The organism is Pseudoalteromonas sp. UCD-33C (assembly GCF_001306895.1).
Lineage (GTDB): Bacteria > Pseudomonadota > Gammaproteobacteria > Enterobacterales > Alteromonadaceae > Pseudoalteromonas.
The window spans coordinates 119,932-144,738 of the sequence record NZ_LJTB01000007.1 but is presented as its reverse complement, the minus strand read 5'-3'; the positions used below and the strand labels follow the sequence as shown (position 1 = coordinate 144,738).

The 24,807-nt window shown below is 41.5% G+C and carries 23 protein-coding genes; 6 read left to right on the top strand and 17 right to left on the bottom strand.

The window, feature by feature from the left end; all coding sequences use genetic code 11:
• Positions 1 to 148: 148 nt before the first annotated feature.
• Complete coding sequence (locus AOG26_RS14530; protein WP_054563156.1) at positions 149 to 1,750, bottom strand: isocitrate lyase; 1,602 nt, start codon at positions 1,748 to 1,750, stop codon at positions 149 to 151.
• A 230-nt stretch (positions 1,751 to 1,980) separates the two neighbouring features.
• Here AOG26_RS14530 and AOG26_RS14525 point away from each other — a divergent pair, with 230 nt between their 5' ends.
• Complete coding sequence (locus AOG26_RS14525; protein WP_054563155.1) at positions 1,981 to 4,155, top strand: malate synthase G; 2,175 nt, start codon at positions 1,981 to 1,983, stop codon at positions 4,153 to 4,155.
• 175 nt (positions 4,156 to 4,330) lie between these two features.
• Here AOG26_RS14525 and AOG26_RS14520 read toward each other — a convergent pair whose 3' ends face one another.
• The 4 genes from AOG26_RS14520 to AOG26_RS14505 all read right to left on the bottom strand — a co-directional run bounded on the left by AOG26_RS14520 (position 4,331) and on the right by AOG26_RS14505 (position 8,870).
• On the bottom strand, positions 4,331 to 5,056 hold the full coding sequence (locus AOG26_RS14520; RefSeq protein WP_054563154.1) for a YebC/PmpR family DNA-binding transcriptional regulator: 726 nt from the start codon (positions 5,054 to 5,056) through the stop codon (positions 4,331 to 4,333).
• 130 nt (positions 5,057 to 5,186) lie between these two features.
• Positions 5,187 to 5,804, bottom strand: a complete 618-nt coding sequence (locus AOG26_RS14515) for an HAD family hydrolase (RefSeq protein ID WP_054563153.1) — start codon at positions 5,802 to 5,804, stop codon at positions 5,187 to 5,189.
• 124 nt (positions 5,805 to 5,928) lie between these two features.
• Positions 5,929 to 6,432, bottom strand: a complete 504-nt coding sequence (locus AOG26_RS14510; RefSeq protein ID WP_054563152.1) for a DUF6702 family protein — start codon at positions 6,430 to 6,432, stop codon at positions 5,929 to 5,931.
• On the bottom strand, positions 6,432 to 8,870 hold the full coding sequence (locus AOG26_RS14505; protein ID WP_054563151.1) for a M1 family metallopeptidase: 2,439 nt from the start codon (positions 8,868 to 8,870) through the stop codon (positions 6,432 to 6,434). The genes AOG26_RS14510 and AOG26_RS14505 overlap by 1 nt, the downstream gene beginning before the upstream one ends.
• Before the next feature lie 271 nt (positions 8,871 to 9,141).
• Here AOG26_RS14505 and AOG26_RS14500 point away from each other — a divergent pair, with 271 nt between their 5' ends.
• The 5 genes from AOG26_RS14500 (at position 9,142) to AOG26_RS14480 (ending at position 15,373) form a co-directional block, all read left to right on the top strand.
• On the top strand, positions 9,142 to 9,378 hold the full coding sequence (locus AOG26_RS14500) for a hypothetical protein (protein WP_054563150.1): 237 nt from the start codon (positions 9,142 to 9,144) through the stop codon (positions 9,376 to 9,378).
• Between the two features lie 134 nt (positions 9,379 to 9,512).
• A complete protein-coding gene (locus AOG26_RS14495) occupies positions 9,513 to 9,749 on the top strand; it encodes a hypothetical protein (RefSeq protein ID WP_054553375.1) in 237 nt (78 codons plus the stop codon).
• Positions 9,750 to 9,818: 69 nt separating this feature from the next.
• The gene (locus AOG26_RS14490; protein WP_054563149.1) at positions 9,819 to 11,051 is read left to right on the top strand and encodes an exonuclease SbcCD subunit D C-terminal domain-containing protein; all 1,233 of its coding nucleotides are present in this window, start codon (positions 9,819 to 9,821) and stop codon (positions 11,049 to 11,051) included.
• Positions 11,048 to 14,701, top strand: coding sequence for an SbcC/MukB-like Walker B domain-containing protein (locus tag AOG26_RS14485; protein WP_054563148.1), 3,654 nt, complete (start codon positions 11,048 to 11,050; stop codon positions 14,699 to 14,701). The genes AOG26_RS14490 and AOG26_RS14485 overlap by 4 nt, the downstream gene beginning before the upstream one ends.
• A gap of 9 nt (positions 14,702 to 14,710) precedes the next feature.
• Entirely contained in the window at positions 14,711 to 15,373 is a 663-nt protein-coding gene (locus tag AOG26_RS14480; protein WP_054563147.1) for a class I SAM-dependent methyltransferase, read from the top strand.
• Positions 15,374 to 15,658: 285 nt separating this feature from the next.
• On the opposite strand, the gene AOG26_RS14475 is transcribed toward AOG26_RS14480, so the two are convergent.
• The 12 genes from AOG26_RS14475 to AOG26_RS14415 form a co-directional block, all read right to left on the bottom strand.
• Positions 15,659 to 16,408 carry an NYN domain-containing protein gene (locus tag AOG26_RS14475; RefSeq protein WP_054563146.1) on the bottom strand — a complete coding sequence of 250 codons (750 nt, stop codon included), beginning with the start codon at positions 16,406 to 16,408 and terminating at the stop codon, positions 15,659 to 15,661.
• 784 nt (positions 16,409 to 17,192) lie between these two features.
• Complete coding sequence (locus AOG26_RS14465; protein ID WP_054563144.1) at positions 17,193 to 17,453, bottom strand: hypothetical protein; 261 nt, start codon at positions 17,451 to 17,453, stop codon at positions 17,193 to 17,195.
• A gap of 287 nt (positions 17,454 to 17,740) precedes the next feature.
• A complete protein-coding gene (locus tag AOG26_RS14460) occupies positions 17,741 to 18,112 on the bottom strand; it encodes a hypothetical protein (protein ID WP_054563143.1) in 372 nt (123 codons plus the stop codon).
• A 126-nt stretch (positions 18,113 to 18,238) separates the two neighbouring features.
• Positions 18,239 to 18,694, bottom strand: coding sequence for a hypothetical protein (locus AOG26_RS14455; RefSeq protein WP_152966972.1), 456 nt, complete (start codon positions 18,692 to 18,694; stop codon positions 18,239 to 18,241).
• A 96-nt stretch (positions 18,695 to 18,790) separates the two neighbouring features.
• Positions 18,791 to 19,123: a hypothetical protein gene (locus tag AOG26_RS14450; protein WP_054563141.1), complete on the bottom strand. Its 333-nt coding sequence runs from the start codon at positions 19,121 to 19,123 to the stop codon at positions 18,791 to 18,793.
• Between the two features lie 93 nt (positions 19,124 to 19,216).
• Positions 19,217 to 19,519: a hypothetical protein gene (locus AOG26_RS14445; protein ID WP_200907869.1), complete on the bottom strand. Its 303-nt coding sequence runs from the start codon at positions 19,517 to 19,519 to the stop codon at positions 19,217 to 19,219.
• Between the two features lie 65 nt (positions 19,520 to 19,584).
• Positions 19,585 to 19,899 carry a hypothetical protein gene (locus tag AOG26_RS14440; protein WP_054563140.1) on the bottom strand — a complete coding sequence of 105 codons (315 nt, stop codon included), beginning with the start codon at positions 19,897 to 19,899 and terminating at the stop codon, positions 19,585 to 19,587.
• Between the two features lie 754 nt (positions 19,900 to 20,653).
• Positions 20,654 to 22,351, bottom strand: a complete 1,698-nt coding sequence (ggt, locus tag AOG26_RS14435; protein ID WP_082401685.1) for a gamma-glutamyltransferase — start codon at positions 22,349 to 22,351, stop codon at positions 20,654 to 20,656.
• A 142-nt stretch (positions 22,352 to 22,493) separates the two neighbouring features.
• The gene (locus AOG26_RS14430; protein ID WP_152966971.1) at positions 22,494 to 23,306 is read right to left on the bottom strand and encodes a substrate-binding periplasmic protein; all 813 of its coding nucleotides are present in this window, start codon (positions 23,304 to 23,306) and stop codon (positions 22,494 to 22,496) included.
• Positions 23,307 to 23,331: 25 nt separating this feature from the next.
• Complete coding sequence (locus tag AOG26_RS14425; protein ID WP_054563138.1) at positions 23,332 to 23,700, bottom strand: response regulator; 369 nt, start codon at positions 23,698 to 23,700, stop codon at positions 23,332 to 23,334.
• Between the two features lie 70 nt (positions 23,701 to 23,770).
• Complete coding sequence (locus tag AOG26_RS14420) at positions 23,771 to 24,313, bottom strand: DUF6942 family protein (protein ID WP_054563137.1); 543 nt, start codon at positions 24,311 to 24,313, stop codon at positions 23,771 to 23,773.
• Positions 24,310 to 24,759: a YaiI/YqxD family protein gene (locus AOG26_RS14415; RefSeq protein ID WP_054563136.1), complete on the bottom strand. Its 450-nt coding sequence runs from the start codon at positions 24,757 to 24,759 to the stop codon at positions 24,310 to 24,312. Before AOG26_RS14415 ends, AOG26_RS14420 begins: the two co-directional genes overlap by 4 nt.
• Positions 24,760 to 24,807 lie beyond the last annotated feature (48 nt).

The following is a 24,807-nucleotide window of genomic DNA, read 5'->3' as shown; positions in this document are numbered from 1 at the left end:
TGCGAGTTGCGAGTCTGACGGCTGATGGCTGATGGCTGATGGCTGATGGCTGATGGCTGATGGCTGATGGCTGATGGCTACAAATGAAAAAGGGCCCGAAGGCCCCTAACAACATTATTGAATAGCTATAAAGGAAATTACAACTTGGTTAGAACTGGTTCATGGTATTTGCTTCACCACCGGCTTTAAGCGCATTTTCACCAGAGAAGTACTCTTTATGAGTATCACCAATGTTAGAACCTGCTAGGTCTTGGTGTTTCACTGATGCTTGCTCACGGCGGATTTCTTGACGTTGTACGTCGCGAACATACGCTAGCATACCTAGGTCGCCGAAATAGCCTTCTGATAGAATATCAGTGCTTAGCGCCGCTGTATGGTAAGTTGGTAGCGTGATTAGGTGATGGAAGATACCCGCTTCACGTGCACCATCTTTTTGGAAGTTTTGTACAAGTACGTCTGCTGCCGCTGCAAGCTCTGTGTCATCCATTTCTGGCGCCATTAATGCTTTGTTGTCATCGATGCTTGGGTAAGCAGATAGGTCTTTACCTTGTTCTTGCCACTCAGCATATACTTGCTCACGGAATTTAAGTGTCCAGTTGAACGACGGTGAGTTGTTGTATACCAGCTTAGCATTGGGTACTTGCTCTTTAACGCGGTTTACAAGCTCAGCGATTTGTTTAACGTTTGGCTTTTCTGTTTCAATCCACAGTAAGTCTGCACCTGATTGTAAGCTAGTTACACAGTCTAGAACTACGCGGTCTTTCTCTGTGCCTTCACGGAACTGGTATAAACCATTATCTAAACGTGTTGGTTTGCAAAGCTGACCATTCAGCTTCATTGCTGTGTCGCCTTCATTTAAGTCATCTACACTGTTTACTGGTGTTGTTTCAAGGAACGATGTGTATTGGCTAGCAAGGTCGCCAGGTGTTTTAGATACAGGCACTTTTTGAGTAAGGCTTGCACCTAATGAATCAGTACGTGCAACGATAATACCGTTATCAATACCAAGCTCTAAGAATGCGTAACGAACTGCATTAATTTTTGCTAAGAAATCTTCATGCGGTACAGTTACTTTACCGGCTTGGTGACCACATTGTTTTGCGTCAGATACTTGGTTCTCGATTTGGATAGCACATGCACCCGCTTCAATCATCTTTTTAGCAAGTAGGTAAGTTGCTTCTTCGTTACCGAAACCCGCATCGATATCAGCAATAATTGGCACAACATGGCTTTCGAAGTTATCGATTTTATTTAGTACAGCTTGAACATCACCACCGTTTGCTTTCGCTTCGTCTAGGTCTTTGTAAAGGTGGTCAAGTTCACGTGCATCAGCTTGCTTTAAGAAAGTGTAGATTTCTTCGATTAGCGCTGGAACAGATGTTTTTTCATGCATACTTTGGTCTGGTAATGGACCAAACTCAGAGCGAAGTGCCGCAACCATCCAGCCACTTAGGTAAACATAGCTGCGTTTAGTTGTTTTGTTATGACGTTTAATTGCCATCATCATTTGCTGTGCAGTGAAACCATGCCAACAACCTAATGATTGTGTGTATTGGCTGTGGTCAGCATCATAGGCTGCCATGTCTGCACGCATAATGTCTGCAGTGTATTGAGCAATGTCTAGACCCGTACGAAAACGGTTTTGTAAGCGCATACGGCTTGCGTATTCAGGGTTGATTGACTGCCACGTTTTGCCTTGTGTTTGACATAAAGTAGCTAGGTTATCGGTTTCGCGTTGATATGTTGTCATAATAAAAATCCTTCGAACGGGTTATCTATTTTTTGTTAGTGAGAGTGGCTACTTGGCGTTTGCTTCGTAGCGCTTAATTCAACATTAGGCGGATTTTTTGGATTTAGTAAATTTATAGTTGTTATTGCCACTATATCTTTAGTGAATGGTAAATAGCCTGCTTATTAGCCTTTTTTACGATATGGTTGAACCATGAATGATCAAATTAAGCTCGTTTAAAGGACATTATTATGACCACTCTCTCACTTAACGGTTTAAGCGTTGATCAACAACTTGCACAGTTTGTTGAACAGCAACTTTTACCTGGAACAGGCATTAGCACAGACACCTTTTGGCAAGGTTTTGCTGATATCGTCAATGAACTAACGCCAATCAATCGTGCGCTTTTAGAAAAACGCGAACAACTACAAGCTAAGATTGATGACTACCATAAGCAGCAGCCGGTATGGGATGCAGCTAACTATCAAGCATTCCTTGAAGACATTGGCTACCTCGTTCCTGAGCCAGCTAGCTTCAGCATAGAAACAGACCAAGTAGAGCCTGAAATCGCAAGCACTGCAGGGCCGCAGCTTGTTGTGCCAGTAAGCAATGCACGCTTTGCCTTAAATGCAGCAAATGCTCGCTGGGGCTCTTTGTATGATGCGCTATACGGCACTGATGTGTTGAGTGAAGACGACGGCGCTGAGAAAGGCTCTACATACAACCCTGTACGTGGCTTTAAAGTGATGGCTTATGCCCGCCAGTTCCTCGATAAAGCATTGCCTTTAGCAAATGGCTCACACATCGAAAGCACCAGCTATTCGGTGGTAAATAATGAGCTCTTAATCACATTACGTGACAGCAGTCAGGTTCGTTTAGCAAACCCTGAACAACTTATTGGTTATCAAGGTGAAGCGCAAAACCCAAGCGCTATCTTATTGAAAAATAATGGCTTACATATAGAACTGCAAATTGACCATCATCACCCAATCGGCCAAGCAGATAAAGCAGGTCTTAAAGATGTACTACTTGAAGCAGCCCTCACTACAATTATGGACTGTGAAGATTCTGTTGCTGCCGTTGATGCCGAAGACAAAGTAAACGTATATCAAAACTGGCTTGGTTTAATGCAAGGAAATCTTGTAGAAGCATTTAACAAAGGCGGTAAAACCATTGAGCGCCGTTTAGCACAAGACCGCCAATACCAAGCTTTAAGTGGTGAAACAATCACGCTAAAAGGCCGTAGCATGATGTTTGTGCGTAATGTTGGCCACTTAATGACTAACCCAGCTATCCAAGATAGTGAAGGCAATGACGTGTTTGAGGGCATTATGGATGCCATTATCACCAGCACTGCAGCACTTCATGACTTAAAAGGTACAAGCAGCCTTAAAAATTCAACAGCTAATAGCATTAATATTGTTAAACCAAAAATGCATGGCCCAGAAGAAGTGGCATTTACAAATACTCTATTTACGCGTGTGGAGCAGCTGTTAGGCTTACCAGCAAACACCATTAAAATGGGTATTATGGATGAAGAACGCCGTACATCAGCTAACTTAAAAGCCTGTATTTTCGAAGCTAAAAAGCGTGTTGTATTCATCAATACCGGCTTCTTAGACCGCACTGGTGACGAAATTCATACTTCAATGCAAGCAGGTGTAGTACTGCCAAAAGGCGCTATTAAACTTGAGCCTTGGATCAGCGCATACGAAGACCGCAACGTAGATATTGGTCTTGCAACAGGCCTTAGTGGTAAAGCACAGATTGGTAAAGGCATGTGGCCAATGCCAGATAAAATGGCGTTAATGATGGAACAAAAAAGTGGTCACCCGAAAAGTGGTGCAAATACCGCGTGGGTGCCCTCTCCTACTGCTGCAACACTGCATGCTATGCATTATCACGATATTGATGTATTTGCTTGTCAAAAAGCGCTTATGGACCGCAAAGAAGCAAGCCTTACCAGCTTGCTCACTCCACCGCTTATGAAAGATGCCAGCAGCTTAAGCAAAGAAGATATTCAAGCCGAACTTGATAACAACGCACAGGGTATTTTAGGTTATGTTGTGCGTTGGATTGACCAAGGTATTGGTTGCTCAAAAGTACCAGACATCAACCATGTAGGCTTGATGGAAGACCGTGCCACACTGCGTATTTCAAGCCAGCACATGGCCAACTGGCTATATCATGGCGTTTGTTCTGAAGAGCAAATTAGAAAAACCATGGCACGCATGGCGAAAGTCGTTGATGGTCAAAATGAAGGTGATCCGGCCTACAATAATATGGCTGATTCAGCCGAAACTTTAGCACAAAGCGTTGCTTATCAAGCAGCTTTAGCCCTTGTATTAGAGGGAGTTAAACAACCTAGTGGCTATACTGAACCATTATTGCATGCGTTCCGTATAAAGTATAAGTCGTTAAATTAGCCACTACACAACTCCCCTTCGAGTTTCATGTGTCGTTCATAGCAGCCCTAGGGCTGCTTTTTTTATTAAACTCATAACGACAGTGAATAGCCACCATTCATGGCATAATAAAAATCTATTAAAAAAGGGGCATTTGTTACCAAATGCCCCTTTTTACGTACTAATTCTTTAAAAATTAGTTTTTTACAACCGCATTGTGATAAACGTTTTGCACGTCATCACAGTCATCAAGCATCGAAATAAACTTTTCAAAGTTTGCGATATCATCTGGATCAGTGATGTCAGTATGAACTTGTGGAACAAACGTGATTTCGTCTACTTCAAAGTTAATACCTTCAAATGCTTCTTCAAGAGCAGTTTTTGCTTTGTAGTACTCTGTATGTGGAGCGAAAACTGACACTTTGCCATCTTCTACTTCTACATCCGTTACGTCTACATCAGCCATCATTAGCGCTTCAAGTACAACTTCGTCGTCATCACCTTCAAAGCCTAAAACAGCTAAGTGATCGAACATATGCGCAACGCAACCCGGTGTGCCAATTTTTGAATCTGTTTTAGTGAACGGTAAACGTACATCTTTGATAGTACGGTTAGGGTTATCAGTTAAACAGTCTACAATTACCATACAGTTACCAGGGCCATAGCCTTCGTAACGTGCTGGAGAATAGTCTTCCCCTGCTCCACCGGCTGCTTTTTTGATTGCATTATCGATTACGTGTGCTGGAACTTGGTCTTTTTTTGCACGCTCAATAATACGTTTTAGCGCTTGGTTAACTTCTGGATCTGGTTCGCCATTTTTAGCAACAACGTAGATTTCTTTACCGTACTTAGAATTTACTTTAGTTTTTGCATTGGCTGTTTTAGCCATGGCGTTTTTGCGGACTTCAAATGCTCTGCCCATCTTATGCCTCTATGAATACATTTGATAATTGCCGATATTTTAGCAACTCATGACGGCTTGGGCTAGTACTAGGACATTTTGAAAAATAAAAAACTAACAATTACTCAGGAAAAATTAAAAACAAGGCTATTTAACATAACACCTTATTTTCTTGGAATGAGTCAACCAAAGTAGGTAGTTCTGAAAAATGATGCATTACATAATCGGCCTGATTCGCATACTCAGGAATTTCATCTGGCGCGTACAAGCAAGCACGCATATTGGCATTATGTGCAGCCTGAATATCAAATAAGTAATCGCCAACATAAAGTAACTCTGATTGATCAAGTTCCCATAATGTCGCAATAGCATTTAAAGCACTTGGATCAGGCTTAGCTGGCGCATCAGAGCGAGTCAGCACAGTTTCTATTGGTAAAGGGTTATTCTTTAATTTAATAGCAGCTGCACGGTCGTAGTTACGAGTTACAATCGCCATCGGGATGTTATTTTCTTTAAGCCTAGTAATTGCATCAGCAACACCTGGCAATAAATGAGCGTGTTGTGCATCTATGAGTTCATGCTGATGAACTATGTTCATCGCCTCTTCACGCATGTAAGGCGAAGGTAATGATGCAATATAAGCAAGTAAGTCATTCTCAACAGGACAGCCTACCTGCGCTTTGATAAGCGAAAAATCCAACTCTGATGAAACCAAAGTACCATCTAAGTCAAAGATTACACCACGGATATTGTTGTCATGGATAGTCATATAAATCCCTGTATATGAGAATTGGGAAAATTTTGAAGCCCATTAATAAGATAGTTTACGAAATGGGTTAATTAAAGGATCAAAGGATTAAAAAAGGAACTTTTTTAATCCTTTAGGATTGGAATTACTCTGGATTGATCGACTCAAACCTTGCCTCAAGCCAGGTATCATCTTGGCTAAAGGTCAGTGTTTTTACCTTTCCTTTGCCTTCAATATTTACCATATTCACTTGTGCTGGCCATAGATCACGAAGTGCTCCGTTGCTCATACGAATGCCATGAATTCCCTCAGGTATCGTGACTTCTTGATAAACCCAAAAGAATTTACCATCAACTTGCGCACCCACATCTTTAAGTTCAAGTGGTTTGCCACCTAAAGTTTGTAGAGCAATATGTGACTCAACATAATCAGCAAAACGCTTTTGATCTTCTTTATTACTTAAGATATCAGCATTGCCGTCAAACAAATGTTCAACGGCGTGTTCTGTATCATGTAAATAAAAACGATGCATCAGCTCTATGTTGTTAGTGCGTTTGTTAAATAACACGGTAGTCACAGACGCTTTTAACTGGTGCGCCATGCTTGGCGCACTCAGTAATAAAGCAAAAATAATGGCTGCAAAGCGCATTATTGTTGCTCCTGGGCATCTTTATCGTCGTCTTTTTTCAGCTCAGTTTTAATATCTTGCATGATATCGCGGCTAACTTTCGCTTTACTCTTCTCACGTTTGTACACTTCAATGCGTGATGGAATAATGCGACGCGGGTAGTTGTTGTTTTCTACATCAACATCCGCTGTTTCCCAGCGTGGATCGACTGTAACAGACACTAGGTTTTTACCTTTTTCTGTAACAATTAGCTTTTGTACATGCTTGTGGTTACGACGCCAGATTTCAGCCGGAATGTACTGCTCTTCTTTCGTACCATCTTCATAAGTAAGCTCAAGTAAGATAGGCATGACTAAGCCACCTAAGTTTGAGAACTCAAGTACGTAGTAGTTTTTATCTTCTTTGATTGCACGCTCAAACGTTTTACGTTCCCAAGGCTCTAAACCCTTAAGGAATTTGTTATACGCGTTGCGCTCTTTGTTAGTTACTGTGAAACGGTCGTTTTCGTCGTAGAAGTCAGTTACGTCGGGGTTTTCTTCAACCCACAATTTTTTGCCTTCTTCTTTATTCCGTTTTACGAATAACGGCATTGGCTTGTCAGCTTCGATATCACGTAAACGATTAAAGTCGATATCAGGGTTTTTGGTATCTAAACGAAGTTGGTAAACCTTGTCTAGAGAGATATCAACGTGATCTGTTGTGTAGAACCAACCACGCCAGAACCAATCAAGGTCAACACCTGATGCTTCTTCCATAGTGCGGAAGAAATCAGCAGGAGTAGGGCGCTTGTACTTCCAACGCTGTGCATATTCTTTAAATGCAAAGTCGAATAACTCACGGCCAAGGATCACTTCACGTAAAATGTTAAGTGCAGCAGCAGGCTTAGTATAAGCATTAGGGCCTAAACGTAATACGCTGTCTGACTGTGTCATAACCGGCACTTGGTTTTCAGACTTCATGTATGCAACAACATCGCGAGGCTCAACACCCCAAGGAATTGTGTGGTCCCATTCACGACCAGCAACACCATCTAAGAAGCTGTTAAGACCTTCATCCATCCACGTCCATTGACGTTCATCAGAGTTAACCACCATAGGGAAGTAAATGTGACCTACTTCGTGGATAACAACGCCGATTAAGAAACGCTTTTCTGCTTGTGAGTAAGTACGTGTACCGTCGTCTTGTAGGTCAGTACGCGGGCCATTGAAGGTGATCATTGGATATTCCATACCACCTACAGGACCATTTACAGACTGAGCCACAGGGTAAGGGTAGTCAAACGAGAAGCGCGAATACACTTCCATTGTATGAACAACAGCTTCAGTAGAGTACTTTTTCCACAGGTCGCCACCTTCTTTCGGGTAGAAAGACATCGCCATTACTAACGGCTGATCTTTACCGCCTTGATGATAGCCTTTTGCGTCCCACATAAACTTACGTGAAGAAGCCCATGCAAAGTCACGTACGTTTTCAGCTTTAAAGTGCCATGTTTTAGTTTTGTTTGTGCCTTCTTTCTCGTTTTCTAACGCTTCTTCTTCAGTCACGATGAAAACAGGGCGCTTAGCATCTTCAGCTTGTTCAAGACGCTTACGCTGTGTGCTAGTCAGAACGCTGCTTGGGTTATCAAGCTTACCTGTTGCCGATACGATGTGATCAGCAGGTACTGTAATTTCTACATCATAATCACCAAACTCAAGCGTAAACTCACCGCTGCCTAAGAAAGCTTTGTTAGTCCAGGCTTCATAGTCAGTGTATGCAGCAAGACGAGGGAACCACTGCGCTAATAAGAAGATATCGTTACCATCTTCTTCAAAGTGCTCATAACCTGAACGTGCACCAACGGCGTCTTCTTCAACAATGTTAAAGGCGAAGTCCATGCTGAACTCAACGTCTTTACCCGGTTTAAGCGGCTCGTTTAAGTCGATACGCATTAAGGTATCTACTACAGTAACTTTAAGCTCTTTTCCGTCTTCGTCTTTAACATTGGCGATTTGATAACCCAGCTCGTTGTCGGCCATGAATTGCTGACGACGTAACTGACCTAGACTCAATTTAGTTGATTTTGGCTGAGGGTCACCTTGCAATGTTTTACCATTGAAAGTAGATGTCATTTCAGCAATTGAGTCAGATTTAAAGATATTTTGGTCTAGTTGTAACCAAAGATATTTTAAGGTGTGCGGCGAGTTATTTTTGTATTCGATAGTTTGGCTTGCTGTTAAGCGGCGTTTCTTTTCATCAAGCTTTACATCGATGTCGTAGTTTACTTGCTGTTGCCAATAATTTTCAGCGGGTGCCCCTGCGGCACTGCGGTAAACATTTGGGGTTGGGAGTGCTTCATCTAGCTGACGGAACTTGTCAACGAATGAGCCTTTAGTTTGCTCAACAGATGACGCCATCACAGCTGAAGATACTGCTAAAGGCAATACCAAAGCACTCAATTTGAGAACTGCTTTTTTCATTGTTAATCCTGTAATTAATTTGCCAGCGTACCATCGCAAACTGCTAACAAAGTTGCAATAAAATAACGATAAAGTGCGGGATTTTTCGGGTAGTATTCGATGTTTTAATGAAGACCTATTTCTCACAAAAAAATTGCCTTGATTAACACCATGTAAACCCCCTTTACAAAACACTGGTTAATTTTAGTTCAGCACTAATTCATCCCAAAGTATTACAGTTGATAAGTAGATACTCTGCTTAAATTCTAGTTAATGATGAAAGGGTGATTAGATGAAGTTTTATATTGTAAAAAAAGACTCTCGTTTAGCAGCCATTCCTGCTCAAGAATCAATTCTAAACGAGTACAAAGAACGCGGATTTGAATTTGTCGAAGTGATTGCAGCTTGTGATGAGTCAGATGCATTATCTCGCACGAACCCTAGTGTAAATGGGTCTAAAAAGTGGCTAATTTACCCGACTGCACTGGTAATTTTATCCTTAATTGCCATTATTTTTGCAATAAATTAAATTTTGCGACATTTGCTATTGAAATTTACTGCCATTTGTATTTAAAATCGCCCACTTTTTTGATTTTGGGGTCTGCGAAGCATGCATTTTAAACCCCAAAATGTTTGGTAATCAGCATAGAATTCGGTGAGCGTATGGATTTCTATATCCTAAAAAAACAACAAGAACTAATTGCAATTCCAGCGGACGAACAAAATTGTAAACAGTACCTAGATTCAGGGTATTTTTATATCGACAAAGTAGCGGCATGTAATGAAACAAATGCCCTTAAGATTTTACAAGCTAAGCAAACCAAAGCGCTTAAAGTTCCTATGATAATGGCATTGTTAGCATTGCCTATGGTGGTTTTTGCTTGGTATAGCTTAAGTTAACAAACCAGGCTGGGCATCTTGGCTCAGCTTAGGTATATTGACGCTCTTAATAAATAATAAGAGCGTTTAATGAAAGTCCTTCATACATCTGATTGGCATTTAGGCCAACAATTCTACGAGCATTCCCGATTCGATGAGCATCAAGCATTTCTAGCTTGGTTAACCGATACGCTTGTGTCAGAACAGATCGACTTACTACTGGTTGCGGGTGACATTTATCATACGGCAACGCCACCTGCCAGCGCAGAAAACCAACTCTACCGATTTATTAAAACCACTAAGCAACATTGCCCCGACTTACACATAGTGATTATTGCTGGCAACCACGATTCAGCAAATCGTATTATGGCAGCAAAACCTTTATTGGCTCAGTTTGATACCCATGTTGTTGGCCGCTTTGATAGCAACGCTCCTCATGAAGTGGTCCTGCCAATCAGCACAAAAAATGGCGATGCGAATGTTGTTGCTATGCCATTTTTACGTAGCAGTGATTTAAGCAGTTATAACCGCCAACAAGAGCAACCGTTAAGTTACAACCAAGCAGTTGCCCTTGCCTACAAAGATGCATTGCAAGCAGCAAGCGAATTACCAAGCGCGCCATTAATTGCCATGGGCCACCTGCATGCAAAAGGTGGAGACATCTCATCTGATTCTGAACGCAATTTAGTCATTGGCGGTGAAGATGCGATATCGGCAAGCATATTTACTGATCAGCCTGATTATGTCGCGCTAGGGCATCTTCATAAAGCTCAGACTGTCGCGAAGAAAGAGACCATTCGCTACAGTGGCACGCCAATGCCGATGTCATTTTCTGAAAGACGCTATCAGCATCAAGTTGTGATAGTAGAGATTAGTGACTCAGGTACATCTGTAAACCCCCTTTACATTCCTAGCTTTTGTAAAGTCATGTTGCTACCAGAAAAAGACTGTGTGCCTCTGAACGAACTCTGTGAGCTTATAAAGCAACTCGATTTAACGGATGAAGATTTAGCGCCCTATCTGCGGGTTAAATTGAGCGCCCACGACACTGACACCACTTTCAGAGAACAAATAGAACAAGCCCTTGAAGGTAAGCAGGTTAAGTTTTGTGGCATTGAAAGAGTACGTCAGCAAAGCAACCAGCAAGACGATGAACAAACCCTATTTGAAGATGTATCGCAGATTGAAGCGCTAAACCCACATTCACTTTTAGAGCAAGCATTTGCAAACAATAAAGATATGGCAGGGCAGGCGGTGCCAAAAGAATTAGAAAGCTTACTAAGCCAAGTGATCGATGAGTTGAATGCAGAGGACCTACTATGAAAATTTTAGCGATTCGTGTTCATCAACTAGCCTCTATCTTAGACGCCGAAGTCGACTTTAGCGCTTCACCGTTAAAAGAAGCAGGGTTGTTTGCCATCACCGGTGATACTGGCGCCGGTAAAAGCACATTACTCGATGCCATTTGCTTAGCGCTTTATAATAAAACCGCAAGGTTACGCGGCGATACAGGCAATAAAATTGACTTTAACGGCGACAATATAAAACTCAATGACTCGCGAAACTTATTACGCCGCGGGGCAGGGCAGGGCTATGCCGAAGTCGACTTTATTGGCCAAGATAAACAACAGTACCGAGCAAGGTTAAGCTTTAGCCGAGCGCGTAATAAAGCCGATGGCAAGTTACAACCTGCACAACATAGCCTGCACTCTTTACCTGATGAAACCCTAATCGCTGATAGGAGTGCTGCAGGTAAAGAAATCGAGCGTATTATTGGTTTGAGCTTTGAGCAATTCTCAAGAGCAGTACTTCTTGCGCAACATGAATTCGCGGCATTTTTAAAAGCAACAGGGGATGAGCGTGCGCAACTACTTGAATGCTTAACAGGCACCGATAAATTCAGCCGTATTGGTCAGCGAATTTTTGAACGCCATCGTGATCAGCTGCAAACATTAGAGCAGTTAAAGTTAAGTTTAAGTAATTATCAGGTTTTAAGCCCTGAACAGGTCGAAACGAAACAAGCAGAACAAAAAGCGCTTGAGGCAAAACTTGCTGAGTTGCAAAAGCAAATAAAACAATTTGAACAGTACCAAGGGTGGTACAAGCAAGCATCTCAGCAGCAACAACTGCTAAACCAGGCAGAGCAAGCAAAGCAAGAGTTACAGCAACAAATGCACGCGCTTGCTGAAAAAGCCACCGAAGCGAAACAAGCCCAGCAATGCCTAGAAATAAAAGATAACCGCGAACGCGTCACTTCGATTGCTGCTCAACATGGGCAACTTATTAAAAACCGTGAGCAGCTTTTAAATGTTGACCATGAAACACTGATCAAAGACGCTGAGCAAACACTTGAGAAGCAAACCGCACAACTAAACCAAGCAAAGCAAGCACAAAAAGACGCACAGCCTATTATTAGCCAGGCCCGAGAGTTAGATAAGCAACTTGCTGTATTAAACCAGCAAACAGCGGCGCAAAAAGTACAAGCAGAGAAAGCTAAGCACCATCATCAAGAGCTGACTAATACACTAAATAGCCATAAAGCAGAGCAGCAAAAACAGCTCGATCAACAAGCACAAATAAATAGCTATTTAGAAACACATGCACAATGGCAACCATTAGCAAAAGACTGGTCATTCTTTAAAAGTGAGTTAACCCGCTTTAGCCAGCAACAGCACACAATTAGCCAATCACAGCAAAACATAAAAGCTCTTCAACCTAAGATTGATGAGCAGCAAACAGCCGCGCAGCAGTGTAAAACTCAATACCAAGCCCTTGAGCAAGAAATTAAGCGCCTAAATGAGCAAGATACTGCCTTTAAATCGAGTTTAAACACCCAATCAATGGCGGATATTGATGCGGGGCTTGAGGCGATTAAACACCTGATTGAAAAGCGCCAAGTATGGCAAACTAATCATCAGCAGTTAAAAAATTGGCAAACCCAGCTAAACACATTAAGCCAAACTGAGCAGCAACTACAAACAGGATTAAAAGATGCGCAGCAAGGGGCAGAGCAAGCGCAGCAGCAGGTTTCGCTTTGTGAGCAAAGCTTACAACAAGTGCAATTAAGAGCTAGTGAAGGGGTCAGCCAGTTACGTGCCACTTTAAAAGCAGGGGAGCCATGCGCGGTATGCGGCTCAAAAGAGCACCCCTTTATGCATGAAGAAATGGTAAACGAGCAATTTAGTCAACTTATTAACGACTTTACCAACCAACTAACTAACGCCAAACAGCACTTAAAAGTTCAGCAAGCATTACAGCAAGCTAAAAGTAATGAGCTGGCGGCATGCAGCCAACAGATAAGCTCGTTAACTGGGCAAATCTCAGAACTGAGCGCTCAACAACAGAGCCTCAAAGAAACCATGGCAGCTAATCGTACGGAGCTAAATGATTTAACCGAAGATCAGTTAAACGAGCGTCAGCAACAGCTCAGCTTGCAAAAACAGCAATACTACAAAACCCTCGAGCAGCAACAGCAGCTGCAAAACACGCTTGCGACTAAGCAAGCTGAGTATAATCAGCAAGGGCAAGCGCTACATAGCAAAGAGCAGCAGTTAAACGAATTACAGCAACAGCTGAATAATCAGCAAACACGTTTAAACGAGCTCAATGATGAGCATCAGCAGCTTTATACGACACTGAATCAACAGTTCACTAGTGCACCTTGGTGGCAGGCACTCAATACACAAAGCATTTCTTTAGAGAACATTGCAGAACACGTTGAAGCTTATCAAGCTTCGCTGCAAACGGCAGATGAGCTTAAAACTAGCTTAAAAGCCATTGAGCAGCACCTTGCACATGTAACGCCGCAGCTTAACGAAGCACATACCTCTTTAACTCAGTGCAACGAGCAACTAAGCCAAACTCAAAACGAATTAACGCAGATACAATCAAAGCGCGAGGGCTTATTTAGTGACGCAGCAATATCGGTAGATGAGTTTATTGCAGAGCTTGAAAAGTCGATAGATTCAGCGCAGCAGGCACTGCAACTTGCCCAGACAAACCATAGTAATGCAGTGAAGGCGCGTGACGAACAAGCCATTCAAATCGCCAATATTGAAGAACGTGAAAAAGAGCTCACCGCTGAGCAAGCAGCGCTTAATGAGCGATTTAGCCTGTGGTTTAACGATTTTAAAGCGCAGCACCCAAGCTTGGATGAGCAAGCAGTTAGTCAGCTATTAACGATAAACCACGCTGAAATAAAACAAACTCTGGCAGATTATCACACCGCCGAGAGTAGCTTAAAAGACGCAGAGGCGCTTTTAAAACAACGACAGCAGGCTTTGGCTCAGCATCAAAATGATAAGCCAGCTCTCGGTGAAGATGAGCTGCAATTACAGCTTAATCAAGCCACAGAGCAACAAGTACAAGCGAATAACGCATTATTGCAAGTTGCGACTGAGCTTAAAACCCATCAACAAAATAGCGAAGCGCTGGCTGATAAGCAAAAGCAATTGGTTGAACAGCAAAAAAGCTATGAGCACTGGCATTTACTCAATAAGGTGCTCGGGGATGCCAGCGGTAAAACCATGCGTAATTTAGCGCAAACACAAACTTTAAAAATACTGCTGCACTACGCGAATAGTCACTTACAGACACTAAATAAACGCTACAAATTAACAGCCATAGGGCAAACGCTCGATATCGCAATTATCGATAAAGACATGGCCGATGAGCAGCGCTCTGTTAATACGTTATCGGGCGGCGAGTCATTTTTAGTGTCGTTAGCACTGGCATTAGGGCTTGCTTCGTTGTCGTCGAATAAAGTGCAAATAAACTCTTTGTTTATCGACGAAGGGTTTGGTACGTTGGACAGTGAAACGTTAAGCATCGCGATGGATGCTCTTGATTCACTACAAGCACAAGGCCGCAAAGTAGGGGTTATTTCTCACGTATCAGAAATGACCGAACGTGTTGCCACGCAAGTGCATGTAGCGAAAAAACCAGGTGGTTATTCGACCATCTCAGTTATTTAAAGGATTAGCATGCCAACTTTTAATCACGAAGAAGCAAATCACTACGACGAACGCATTTTGCGCCTAGTTCCAGGTTATGAGCTATTACATCAAGCAACCGCAGCCCAATTAGCAACCACGCTGAGCGATGATGCGTGCATTTTAGTAGTTGGTGCCGGAACTGGTAAAGAAATCATCGAATTAGCGGCGCTAAAACCAAGCTGGCAATTTATTGCTCAAGATATTTCACAAGACATGCTCGATATTGCCGAGCAACAGTTTGGCCAGCATAACATTAGCGATCGCGTAACAGTACACTGCGGTGATATCAAGGACATCGACACTCAATGTGACGCCGCACTGTGTTTACTGGTAATGCACTTTGTTGAAGATAACGGCGATAAAAAAACGCTATTAAAAGCGATTCACAGCAAGCTTAAGAAATCGAGCGACTTATACATTGCCGATTTAATGCGCCCAGAAACCACTTTTGAGCGCGAATCTCAACTACAGCTGTGTACACAGTTAGGTTTAACCGAAGTCGGCGTAGAACGCATGCGCCACAACCTAGAGCACGAGTTTTACCCATTAGACCGAATTCGTTTTGCAGAGTTAATGAATGAAACCCGCTTCAGCACCCCAAAACAGTATTTTAAAGTGCTTGGTTTTGCAGGGTATGTGGTTGGGAGTTAGGGAATAACCAGAGCTGTCAGCTTTCAACCGTCAGCTCTCAGATTGAAACCAACAAGTTAGCGAGCTACAAGGGGAAAGAGTAAAGCTACAACACGTAGGAGTGAAATTTATTTCGAGCGATGGTTCTTACTCTACACTTTGGACTCGCTAACTTAACTTAATAGTTGAGCTTAATCTTGCCTTGAATATCAGCTTTGTGCCTTGAGTCAACAACATATCTGAACTTTAGGTCGTCGGCTGTAATAGTTGAATTTCAATAAATTCCTATTAGCTAAAACCTCAAGCCTAGGCGCAACTTTGCTGCGCCCCTTGCCTTGACTTGTTAAGTTGCTTTGCTTTCTTTTTATCTCGAATCCATAAAACAGAGCCATTAGTTTTCTTCATTTCAAAGAGGTCTATAGCTTGAAACAAATCGCTTAACTTCTTATATCCATAATTTCGTTGATCAAAAGAAGCATGATTAGAAATGTGAGTGCCAATAGGCCCCAGCATAGCCCAACCGTCGTCTTCTTCTACTGCCTCAATTGCCTGTCTCAGCAAATTGATTAGCTTGGTGTCACTTTTTATATTCTTTCCTTGCTTTTGGATAGGCAACTCTTTGCCAGTGTCTTCGTCTAAGTATAAGAAGCGAGAGCAACTATTAACGAAAGCTAATGGTGCTTTACGTTCACCAAAACCAATCACGAACTTGCCATCTGCTAATGAACGAGTTACCAGCGGAGTAAAGTCACAATCAGATGATACTAGACAAATAATATCAATATCTTTTGTGTATAAAACATCCATGACGTCAATGACTAATGCCATATCAGTAGCATTCTTGCCCTTAGTAAGGTCAAACTGTTGAATGGGTTGGATTGCGAACTCGTGGAGTACATCCTCCCACGGTTTCAGATTCTGATTTTTCCAGTTTCCATACGCCTTTCGAATATTGACTACACCATAACGAGCCAACTCGGAAAGTACCTTTTCTATTTTCTGGGCAGGCGCATTATCAGCATCAATGAATACTGCAATTTTTTCTTTATCCTTCATAGTGCCTCCTTGCAACTTAACAGCGTATTACCGAGAATTCCCGTTAACACTCATGTGTCAATTTCCAGAATTATCAATATACGGTTATTAATAATCTAATTTTTAATAACTTACACATAGCCAAAAGGAATTACAATTGTTTAGGCTACTCTATACCCGTAAATTTACTTACTCGATAATGGATAGAATTACATTACGAGAAATAATTATTTATACATTTACACTTTGAATACCAGCTTCTCTCAAAGCTTATTTTTTGAGCAGCCACGTTAACTAATCTTGGGGCAAAAAAGTTTTAGGTCGTCTGTATTAGGTGAATTTCGCATAAGAATTTCAATGGAGCAACGCCGTTCCAAACCACACAAACGCTTGGCTAAAATTATCGAGGAACGAACGTAAACCAAGCTTTAGCCCCCCGCTTAAACGGCTTGTTATTATGGCTACTTACTCTTTGTTTTTATTAAATAGACTATATATCGATAACTGAAAAGCAGAGCAAATACTATTAAACCAAATTTAAATGGAAGCCACTCCAAGCCTGTTTCTGCAAGACTGGCTAAAATACATAGTCTATAAAGAGGCTCCCAAACGATACAAACTAGAGAATAAGCAAAAGCATCTGGCGCAAGTAAAATAGCAAATTTTAGCTTCTCTTTTAGTAAATTAAACATCAACTCTCGATATACACGCCCCCATAAAGGGCTAAAATTGTTGGCCTAAATTAGCGATGAAGCAGCGCCGTGTTTTTGTCCGTATGGCCGAAGGTAACGAATTCATACGTTTGTTATATGGCATTTTGTAAAAGTGCTCGTTTAATTTTGGCATGTATTTCAACACCTTTTGTGCAGGTTATTGAATAGGCAGAAGCTAACTCCCTATTTACCAAGCTATAGAGGTGTTGAAACACAAGAATAGCTAATTCGTCTTGAGTTATAATGCCTTTTTCCATGCAAATATAGCTTTCCCGGTTAACCAGAATTTCCGTTAATTTATCTACTACGTCGTTTGGTTTTGGCTTTGGAACACCTAAGTCTTCCGCAATCAAATTGCAACATTCAATAAGTGCTTTTTCTGAGTAACTGATAGAGACTTCCTCATAGCAGACAAAAATTTTACAATGTATGCATCTCGCATATTTCTAGCGACGTCACGCTAATGTATTTAGTAAATCTACTATAAACAAATAACGTAATACATTGCTAACTTTACTCTAGTAATTCGCTACCAAAGCCTCAAGAGGGGCCACTTTAAAGCCTGGCTAAAATACGGAGCTAAAAGACTGAGCCCAGGTGTTTATGTTCTTGGGAACACAGTGAACGGCACATTTGTTTGTTATATTTCGTCTTCAAAAAAAGCTAAAACAAATGGCTCAACTGTTTCATCCAGTTTGGCTAATTCAGCTTTACATACATGGTTTGCGAAGCCTGATTGTGCTACACCTCCATTTAATGCCAGCTCACGTAATACTTCTTTTACCATGCGTCGTTTGGTTAGACCACGAGAAAGTACGTTTAACCTGCGACTTATTGAACTATGAATTACTGGTCGATCAAAGCGAGAGTTTTCGAACAACTCGGAGCTCAAAACAACCTGATCGATAGCCATTTTCCACTCTTCAGGAACCAAAGAAAAAATACGTTTTATATCTTTTTTATTAAGAGAGTGAAAAGGTTCAATATTTAATTTTGCAGAGATAACTTTCATACCCTACCTCCAAAAAATATAACGTCGCAATATGGGCCATATTAAGCTTGGCTATAATTAGTTAAGAATGAGCGCCAACCAAGCTTAAGACGTTCATTAATTAATGCGTTTTTTTAGGCATGCTTACTATTCGGCAATTGCTTTGCGCCCAAATGTTAAACACAATTCGGTTTCCCACATTACAGAAATTTCGACGGAATAGTTTTCTTGCTCCATGATTTGAATCTCTCCTTCGTACAAATTATTATTTGATAGCCAGTCAATTGCCTTTTTCCAAGTGCTATTTAGAGTTAATTCTTCACGATTTTCTTCTTGAGGAAGACATAACAGTTGAGTTCCATCACTAAGAATTTTTTCTTTACAATCTTTGTCTAAATCATGAGAAGTATAGATCAACGTTACAGTTGGCCAACCACTAGAGTTTTCAATAACTCGAGGAATCGAGATACGATAACTGTTTTCACTCTCTAACTTTTCAAGTTTAATTAACGAATCATACTCTTCACCTTGATTCGGTAACATACAAGCGCAAACCAATCGAGGAAGAAACAAAAATAATAAAAAACTCAAACGTTTAGCCATCCGCACCTAACCCCTGTTAATATGCAAATTTTTTGGTTATGAACTGGAGCGGAGCCAAATCAGCCAACTGAATTTTGTTCACTATTAAACAGTTAGTTATATGCTTTCACATCGGAGTGTGCCAAATACTGAGGCTGGAATAACTTCGCATTTTTGTCCGTTTCTATTAACTCTTAGTGCATCTCCACATTGAGTTTCCTTTTTTAATAACTGCGAATTTTTATAGTTTTTTGAGCCACATATCTCTTTAGCTTTCCGATGCCAATATGGAACTAATTGTTTAGGATCACTAGCCGTAGCTCTTACGCTAAGACCGTAACTTGACTTGCTATTTGCTACTTCTGTTATTCGATATTCTATATCAATTGTCGCATTGCAAGCCCAGCTTACACTCAACAGCAAAAGTAAAATTAGGATACTATTCTTCATGACATAACGCCGTGTTAAGCATCACAAAACCCTTGGCTAAAATTTGCGACGAAGGAGCTCAAGCCAAGCTTAAGACATCCTTTCATGCGCTTGTTATAGGTTTTTACTACCGATAATGATGTTGCAAGCTTTAACAACATTAGCCCGATAATATTCGATAGTTTCTTCTAATTCTTTGTCAGCTTTGGCCAAAAACTCATCTGAACACTTCGATCTAACATGATTTATAGGCAGATGGTCTGTTTCAGATTCAATTTCACCAAAGATGTGAAATTCAGAATCCCAGCACTGACCATATTTTTGATTTCCAATGCGCCAAAGTGCAATTACGTTATCTAAGTAATTTTCATCGCTTTTCAGTAATTTTTCCGCAAGCATAATTGCTTCTTCAGGCACTTAATTCACTCCTACTCTAGAAACTTATATCCCCGCATAACAGGCAACGAGTGTTTATAAGTTTGTTACGTGACGTTTTCACAAATGGGTGCTTGTCCAAGCTTGAGTATCATTTCCTTTTTATCAGTTAACACTACTAGAGTTTTATCAATTTCATTCCAAGCAATGTCTATAACACCATTTATTAGGTCGTCATCGTAGTCTTCATCCACTGTATTTTCAGAATATGAAAGAACGGATTTACAGACAAATTTCAACAATGGCTTGAAGTCATTCACGTTATTTACAAATTCAATCGTAAAAGTTCGGTTATCGATGTCATAGAGCATTCTCGATATGTAAGGAGAACAGTTTGGAATCCAATAGTCTAGGTTGTTCATATGACACTCTTAGCCACCTAACAATTTTATTGTGCGCTTCGCGCGTATTTCAGCTGATATCACGCTCATATACTTAATAAATCTATTATTAACAAATAACGGAATGCATTGCTAACTGTAAGTTTTTATTGATACTAAAGATGTTCAGAAAGAAAAATGGCTCAGCGCTGATTTTTATCATATTTGCAGGGTATGTGGTTGGAAGTTAGCGAGCTATGAAGCATCGCGCGAAATAAATTTCACGCCTACGCGATGTAAAATCGCTGCTACCTCAAAACTCGCTAGCTGATGTTTTTGAGTCTGAGAGCTGACGGCTGATAGCTGACAGCTCTTTTAACTCGCTAACTTTACTCTTGAAACTCGCTAGCTTGTTGGGTTTCGCTTCGCTCTATCCAACCTATGAGCTATTAACCATCGCGCGAAATAAATTTCACGTCTACGGTAACTAATCCATGTCAGCAGCGAGTAGGCATCAACGACTTAAAGCTTATGACTTACAGCTTAAAGCGCCTTTACTCTTTCCCCTTGTAACTCGCTAACTTTACCTAAGTTTGTTGGGTTTCGCTCCGCTCTACCCAACATACGGGCCATAAACCATCGCGCGAAATAAATTTCACGCCTACGCGATGTAACTTTACTCTTTACTCTTGAAACTCATTAGCTGATGGTTTTGAATCTGAGAGCTGACGGCTGATAGCTGACAGCTCTTTTAACTCGCTAACTTTACTCTTGAAACTCGCTAACTTCCGAGAGCCTAATACCCCGCGGCCTGTCCGTCTTTACGGGTTTCTGATGCGCCGTAATAAACGCCGGTTTTTGGGTCTTTCAATATAGCTTGATAACCACCGTATGGGCCAACGGCGTCTTGTAAGGTGTGACCTTTTTTCATTAACTCACGGCGGGTTTCCATTGAAAAACCTGACTCTAAGCTAACAAAACCGCCGTCTTCCATGATCTCACCGGTTGGCTGCGATGAACCTGTGTGCAGAATACGTGGTGCATCACCAGCTTCTTGCAGGTTCATGCCAAAATCAATCATGTTGATAAGTATTTGAGCGTGCATTTGTGGCTGTGTTGCGCCGCCCATTACGCCATAACTCATATATGGCTTACCATCTTTGGTAACAAACGCAGGAATGATTGTATGGAATGGTCGTTTGCCTGGCTCATATTGGTTCATGTGGCCTTTTTTAAGGGCGAACATTTCGCCACGGTTTTGCAATACAAAACCTAATTTTGCAGGTGTCATACCTGAGCCCATGCCACGGTAATTACTTTGAATAAGCGAAACCATGTTGCCGTCTTTGTCGGCGGTCGTCATATAAATGGTATCGCCTTCTACTGGGCCTGCGTGGTCACGTTTTGCAGCTTTGTTAGGGTCTATCAGTTTGCGTCTTTGGTCAGCATATTGCTGCGAAATAAGTGTTTGTACGGGAATGGTGTTAAACGCTGGATCGGCGTAATACTTTGCACGATCTGCAAACGCGAGTTTTTTCGCTTCAACAAAGGTGTGTACGTATTCTGGGCTATCAAAGCCCATAGCTTTGATATCGTAACCTTCAAGAATATTCAGAATTTGCTGTGCAGCAATACCTTGGCCATTTGGTGGCAATTCCCAAAGCGTATACCCTCTATAATCGGCGCTCACAGGCTTAACCCATTCACTATAGTGCGCAGCTAAATCTTCATACGATAAGTAGCCGCCGTTTTCTTTCATATAGCGACCAATTTCTTTAGCAATATCGCCTTTGTAAAAGGCATCGCGGCCGCCTTTGGCAATTTTGCGATAGGTGTTTGCAAGGGCAGGGTTCTTAAAGATTTCCCCTTTTTCTGGCATTGCCCCATCAGGCATATAAACATCTTTAAAGCCTGGGTATTTACCTCGTGCAGCCACACTTTTTTGCATGTAATAAGCAATCAGTTCAGACACAGGGAAGCCATTTTCAGCGTAGTCGATAGCAGGTTGGAGTAAGGCTTTCATTGGTGTTTTGCCAAACTTTTTATGTAACTCAAACCAACCATCTACTGCACCTGGTACCGACACAGGCAATGGCCCATAAGCAGGAATGTAGTCACCTTGTGCTTTTAAAGTATCAAAAGACAAGCTTTGTGGTGAACGACCAGAGGCATTTAAACCGTAAAGTTGCTTGCTTTTGTTATCCCAAACAATGGCAAATAAATCGCCACCAATTCCACACCCAGTCGGTTCAACCAGACCAAGCACTGCATTTGCCGCAATAGCTGCATCAATGGCATTACCACCGTCTTTTAATACTTGTAAGCCCACTTGCGTAGCCAACGGCTGTGATGTTGCAACCATACCTGATTGTGCGATTACTTCAGAACGACTAGCAAAGTTATGGCCTGTGATTCGATCGTAAGCTTGAGAGGCGCCTGTTGCGCCTAAGCATACTGCTAGCACTAAGCTTTTAAATAGTGGAGTTGGTTTCATAATTTTTTGCCCTTTTTGTTATTTTTATCACTATAAAAAGCAATTAAAGATGAGGCAATGGCTTTGCGTTCTAGCGCGAAAAATCACGATTGACTTCAAGTATAAGAAAAACAGCGGCTAACTTACCTAAAACCACTCCAATTTAGTAAATAGCAGAACCATTTAAGCACTGCTGTGCAACTGTCAATGTTTCGCCGTGAGAGTGCATATCCTCTGCTACAAACTGATCAACAAGAGAGTCAATCAGGTTTTCTTCCTTCATGGTATCGAGGGCGTGTTGCAGCTTAGTTACCACCTCTGGCGATGTGTTTTTGTTAAGTGCTAAGTAATTACCCACTAAGGCAGGATGCTTTAACTCAAATACCGGCGTGACTTGGTCTGGGTTCATACCTACATTCATCAACTGTGATGAAAGAGTGAGAGAGGAGCCAATCAGCAAGTCATGCTTACCTTGCTTAAACATTTTTAGCTCTTCAAACTTTTTTGAGTAAGTTAAAAATTGCTGGCCTTCAGCAAGGTTAAAATCAGCAAGAACTGTTTGATAAACATCACCACGAGATACGCCAATGGTGTAGTTTTGCAACGACTGTGTACTCGTTACTTTAATGTCGTTGCGATTATTTAAACGGTATAAACATGAATGCCCAGATACCAAAGGGCCAACCCAGTAAAATTGAGTTTCTCGCTTTGCGGTGCGTGAAGTAGAATAAATTCCAGCATTGGGTTGGGCGAGTGTTAGTGACATGGCGCGCTTCCAAGGCAATACACTAAACGTACAGCTCAACTTGGCTCTTTCACACAAGGATTCCATGATTTTGGTGTTAATACCGGTGAGTTGATTGTGCTGCACAAAGTTATAGGGAGGGAATACTTCGGTATATAAAGTCAATTGTTCAGCACTCGCCATGGCAATGCTGGCAGTGAATAAACTCACTATTGTTAAATGCTTAAACATCGCTCTTAACTCCAGTTGTTGCAGGTTATTCTGATTTAACAATTCGACTTAACTGCTTTTGCAGTGTATTTAAACAAAAAGGCTTAATAATAAAACCGTTCACTTTTGCTGTGATCATCTCGCTTACTGTTTGTTTACTGTCTTCGCAGGTTACCATCAATACAGGTAAATCACTTAGGACTGGGTTTTCGCGAATATGATTAAGCAAACATTTGCCATCCATTTTCGGCATATGCAAATCAGTAATCACCAGATCAAAGCAGTGTTTTTCGAGTAAATCAAACGCTTGAGCGCCATCTGTCGCCTCCGTTATATCCTTATATTCAAGCCTACGCAACATGTTTATCAACACGTGGCGCATAAGTGGCATATCGTCAACGACCAATATTTTCATCTAGAGTACTATTAAGTTTTACAGTATTTAAAGCTTAGTTTGCTAACTCAATAACGCAATAAACCAGAAACTAAGAAAAAATATCTGCAACTAGCTGGCTAAGTCGTGCAATTTTAATGTTGCTCAACTGGCGGTAATCAAAATAGGGGCAAACAATCACTTTATCAGATTTACTAATAGCAAATTCATCATCAAGCCATATTAATTGGCAATCCAAAAACCCGTCATTTATAAGCTGCTTAGCATGGGTTCGCCCTGCAATTATATGTAATTGCTCTGGTTTGCCTAATATCGGTGGGCTAAACAGTAATGCAGTTTGGCTATGTACTTGCAGTAGTTGTCCATCGCGAAAGCTCTGCCAATCAGCCGCTCTTTTAGCAAAATCATAATATTCACTTGGTAGTGCAAAAAGTACTTTGCCATACACATTAAAAACTTTGCGCCAACCATTGCCACATGCTTGGTTTATTTCGTTTATTTGGCCGGGTTGCATTGCATGTAAATGGTCAAGTTGTTGCCAAGCAGGCATCGGCGGGCGCTTTTCTAAATAAACAGCGACTTTAAACTCCTCATCACCAAAACCTTGCAGTGGCCCACTATTATCGATACTCATGACTTTTTAGCGAGGATTCTGTCTAAGTTATTTGCAAAGTTTTGGCGGTCAGCTTGGCTTAACGGCGGAGGGCCACCGGCCATTTCAACGCCACTTGAGCGCATTGTTTCCATAAAATCACGAACGTTTAAACGTGAGCGAATATTTTCGGTCGTATATAACTCACCGCGCGGATTAAGCGCTTGTGCGCCTTTTTCGATAACTTCAGCTGCTAAAGGAATATCACCGGTGATCACCAAATCATTTGGCTCGATACGTTTAACGATTTCGTTGTCGGCAATATCAAAACCAGAAGATACCTGTAAACGGCTAATATACTTTGAAGGGGGTACTCGCATCGCATGGTTCGCCACTAATGTGGTAAAGGTTTGCGTGCGCTCTGCGGCACGAAATAATATTTCTTTAATAACGACGGGGCAGGCGTCTGCATCAACCCAAATCTTCATGCTGTTCTCAATCTTTAATTTTAGACATTAATAGTTTACCGTAATTGA

Bases quoted from the DNA above. Each gene is read 5' to 3' on its own strand.
- AOG26_RS14530 (WP_054563156.1), bottom strand. From the start codon at position 1,750: ATGACAACATATCAACGCGAAACCGATAACCTAGCTACTTTATGTCAA.
- AOG26_RS14525 (WP_054563155.1), top strand. From the start codon at position 1,981: ATGACCACTCTCTCACTTAACGGTTTAAGCGTTGATCAACAACTTGCA.
- AOG26_RS14520 (WP_054563154.1), bottom strand. From the start codon at position 5,056: ATGGGCAGAGCATTTGAAGTCCGCAAAAACGCCATGGCTAAAACAGCC.
- AOG26_RS14515 (WP_054563153.1), bottom strand. From the start codon at position 5,804: ATGACTATCCATGACAACAATATCCGTGGTGTAATCTTTGACTTAGAT.
- AOG26_RS14510 (WP_054563152.1), bottom strand. From the start codon at position 6,432: ATGCGCTTTGCAGCCATTATTTTTGCTTTATTACTGAGTGCGCCAAGC.
- AOG26_RS14505 (WP_054563151.1), bottom strand. From the start codon at position 8,870: ATGAAAAAAGCAGTTCTCAAATTGAGTGCTTTGGTATTGCCTTTAGCA.
- AOG26_RS14500 (WP_054563150.1), top strand. From the start codon at position 9,142: ATGAAGTTTTATATTGTAAAAAAAGACTCTCGTTTAGCAGCCATTCCT.
- AOG26_RS14495 (WP_054553375.1), top strand. From the start codon at position 9,513: ATGGATTTCTATATCCTAAAAAAACAACAAGAACTAATTGCAATTCCA.
- AOG26_RS14490 (WP_054563149.1), top strand. From the start codon at position 9,819: ATGAAAGTCCTTCATACATCTGATTGGCATTTAGGCCAACAATTCTAC.
- AOG26_RS14485 (WP_054563148.1), top strand. From the start codon at position 11,048: ATGAAAATTTTAGCGATTCGTGTTCATCAACTAGCCTCTATCTTAGAC.
- AOG26_RS14480 (WP_054563147.1), top strand. From the start codon at position 14,711: ATGCCAACTTTTAATCACGAAGAAGCAAATCACTACGACGAACGCATT.
- AOG26_RS14475 (WP_054563146.1), bottom strand. From the start codon at position 16,408: ATGAAGGATAAAGAAAAAATTGCAGTATTCATTGATGCTGATAATGCG.
- AOG26_RS14460 (WP_054563143.1), bottom strand. From the start codon at position 18,112: ATGAAAGTTATCTCTGCAAAATTAAATATTGAACCTTTTCACTCTCTT.
- AOG26_RS14455 (WP_152966972.1), bottom strand. From the start codon at position 18,694: ATGGCTAAACGTTTGAGTTTTTTATTATTTTTGTTTCTTCCTCGATTG.
- AOG26_RS14450 (WP_054563141.1), bottom strand. From the start codon at position 19,123: ATGAAGAATAGTATCCTAATTTTACTTTTGCTGTTGAGTGTAAGCTGG.
- AOG26_RS14440 (WP_054563140.1), bottom strand. From the start codon at position 19,899: ATGAACAACCTAGACTATTGGATTCCAAACTGTTCTCCTTACATATCG.
- ggt (WP_082401685.1), bottom strand. From the start codon at position 22,351: ATGAAACCAACTCCACTATTTAAAAGCTTAGTGCTAGCAGTATGCTTA.
- AOG26_RS14430 (WP_152966971.1), bottom strand. From the start codon at position 23,306: ATGTTTAAGCATTTAACAATAGTGAGTTTATTCACTGCCAGCATTGCC.
- AOG26_RS14425 (WP_054563138.1), bottom strand. From the start codon at position 23,700: ATGAAAATATTGGTCGTTGACGATATGCCACTTATGCGCCACGTGTTG.
- AOG26_RS14420 (WP_054563137.1), bottom strand. From the start codon at position 24,313: ATGAGTATCGATAATAGTGGGCCACTGCAAGGTTTTGGTGATGAGGAG.
- AOG26_RS14415 (WP_054563136.1), bottom strand. From the start codon at position 24,759: ATGAAGATTTGGGTTGATGCAGACGCCTGCCCCGTCGTTATTAAAGAA.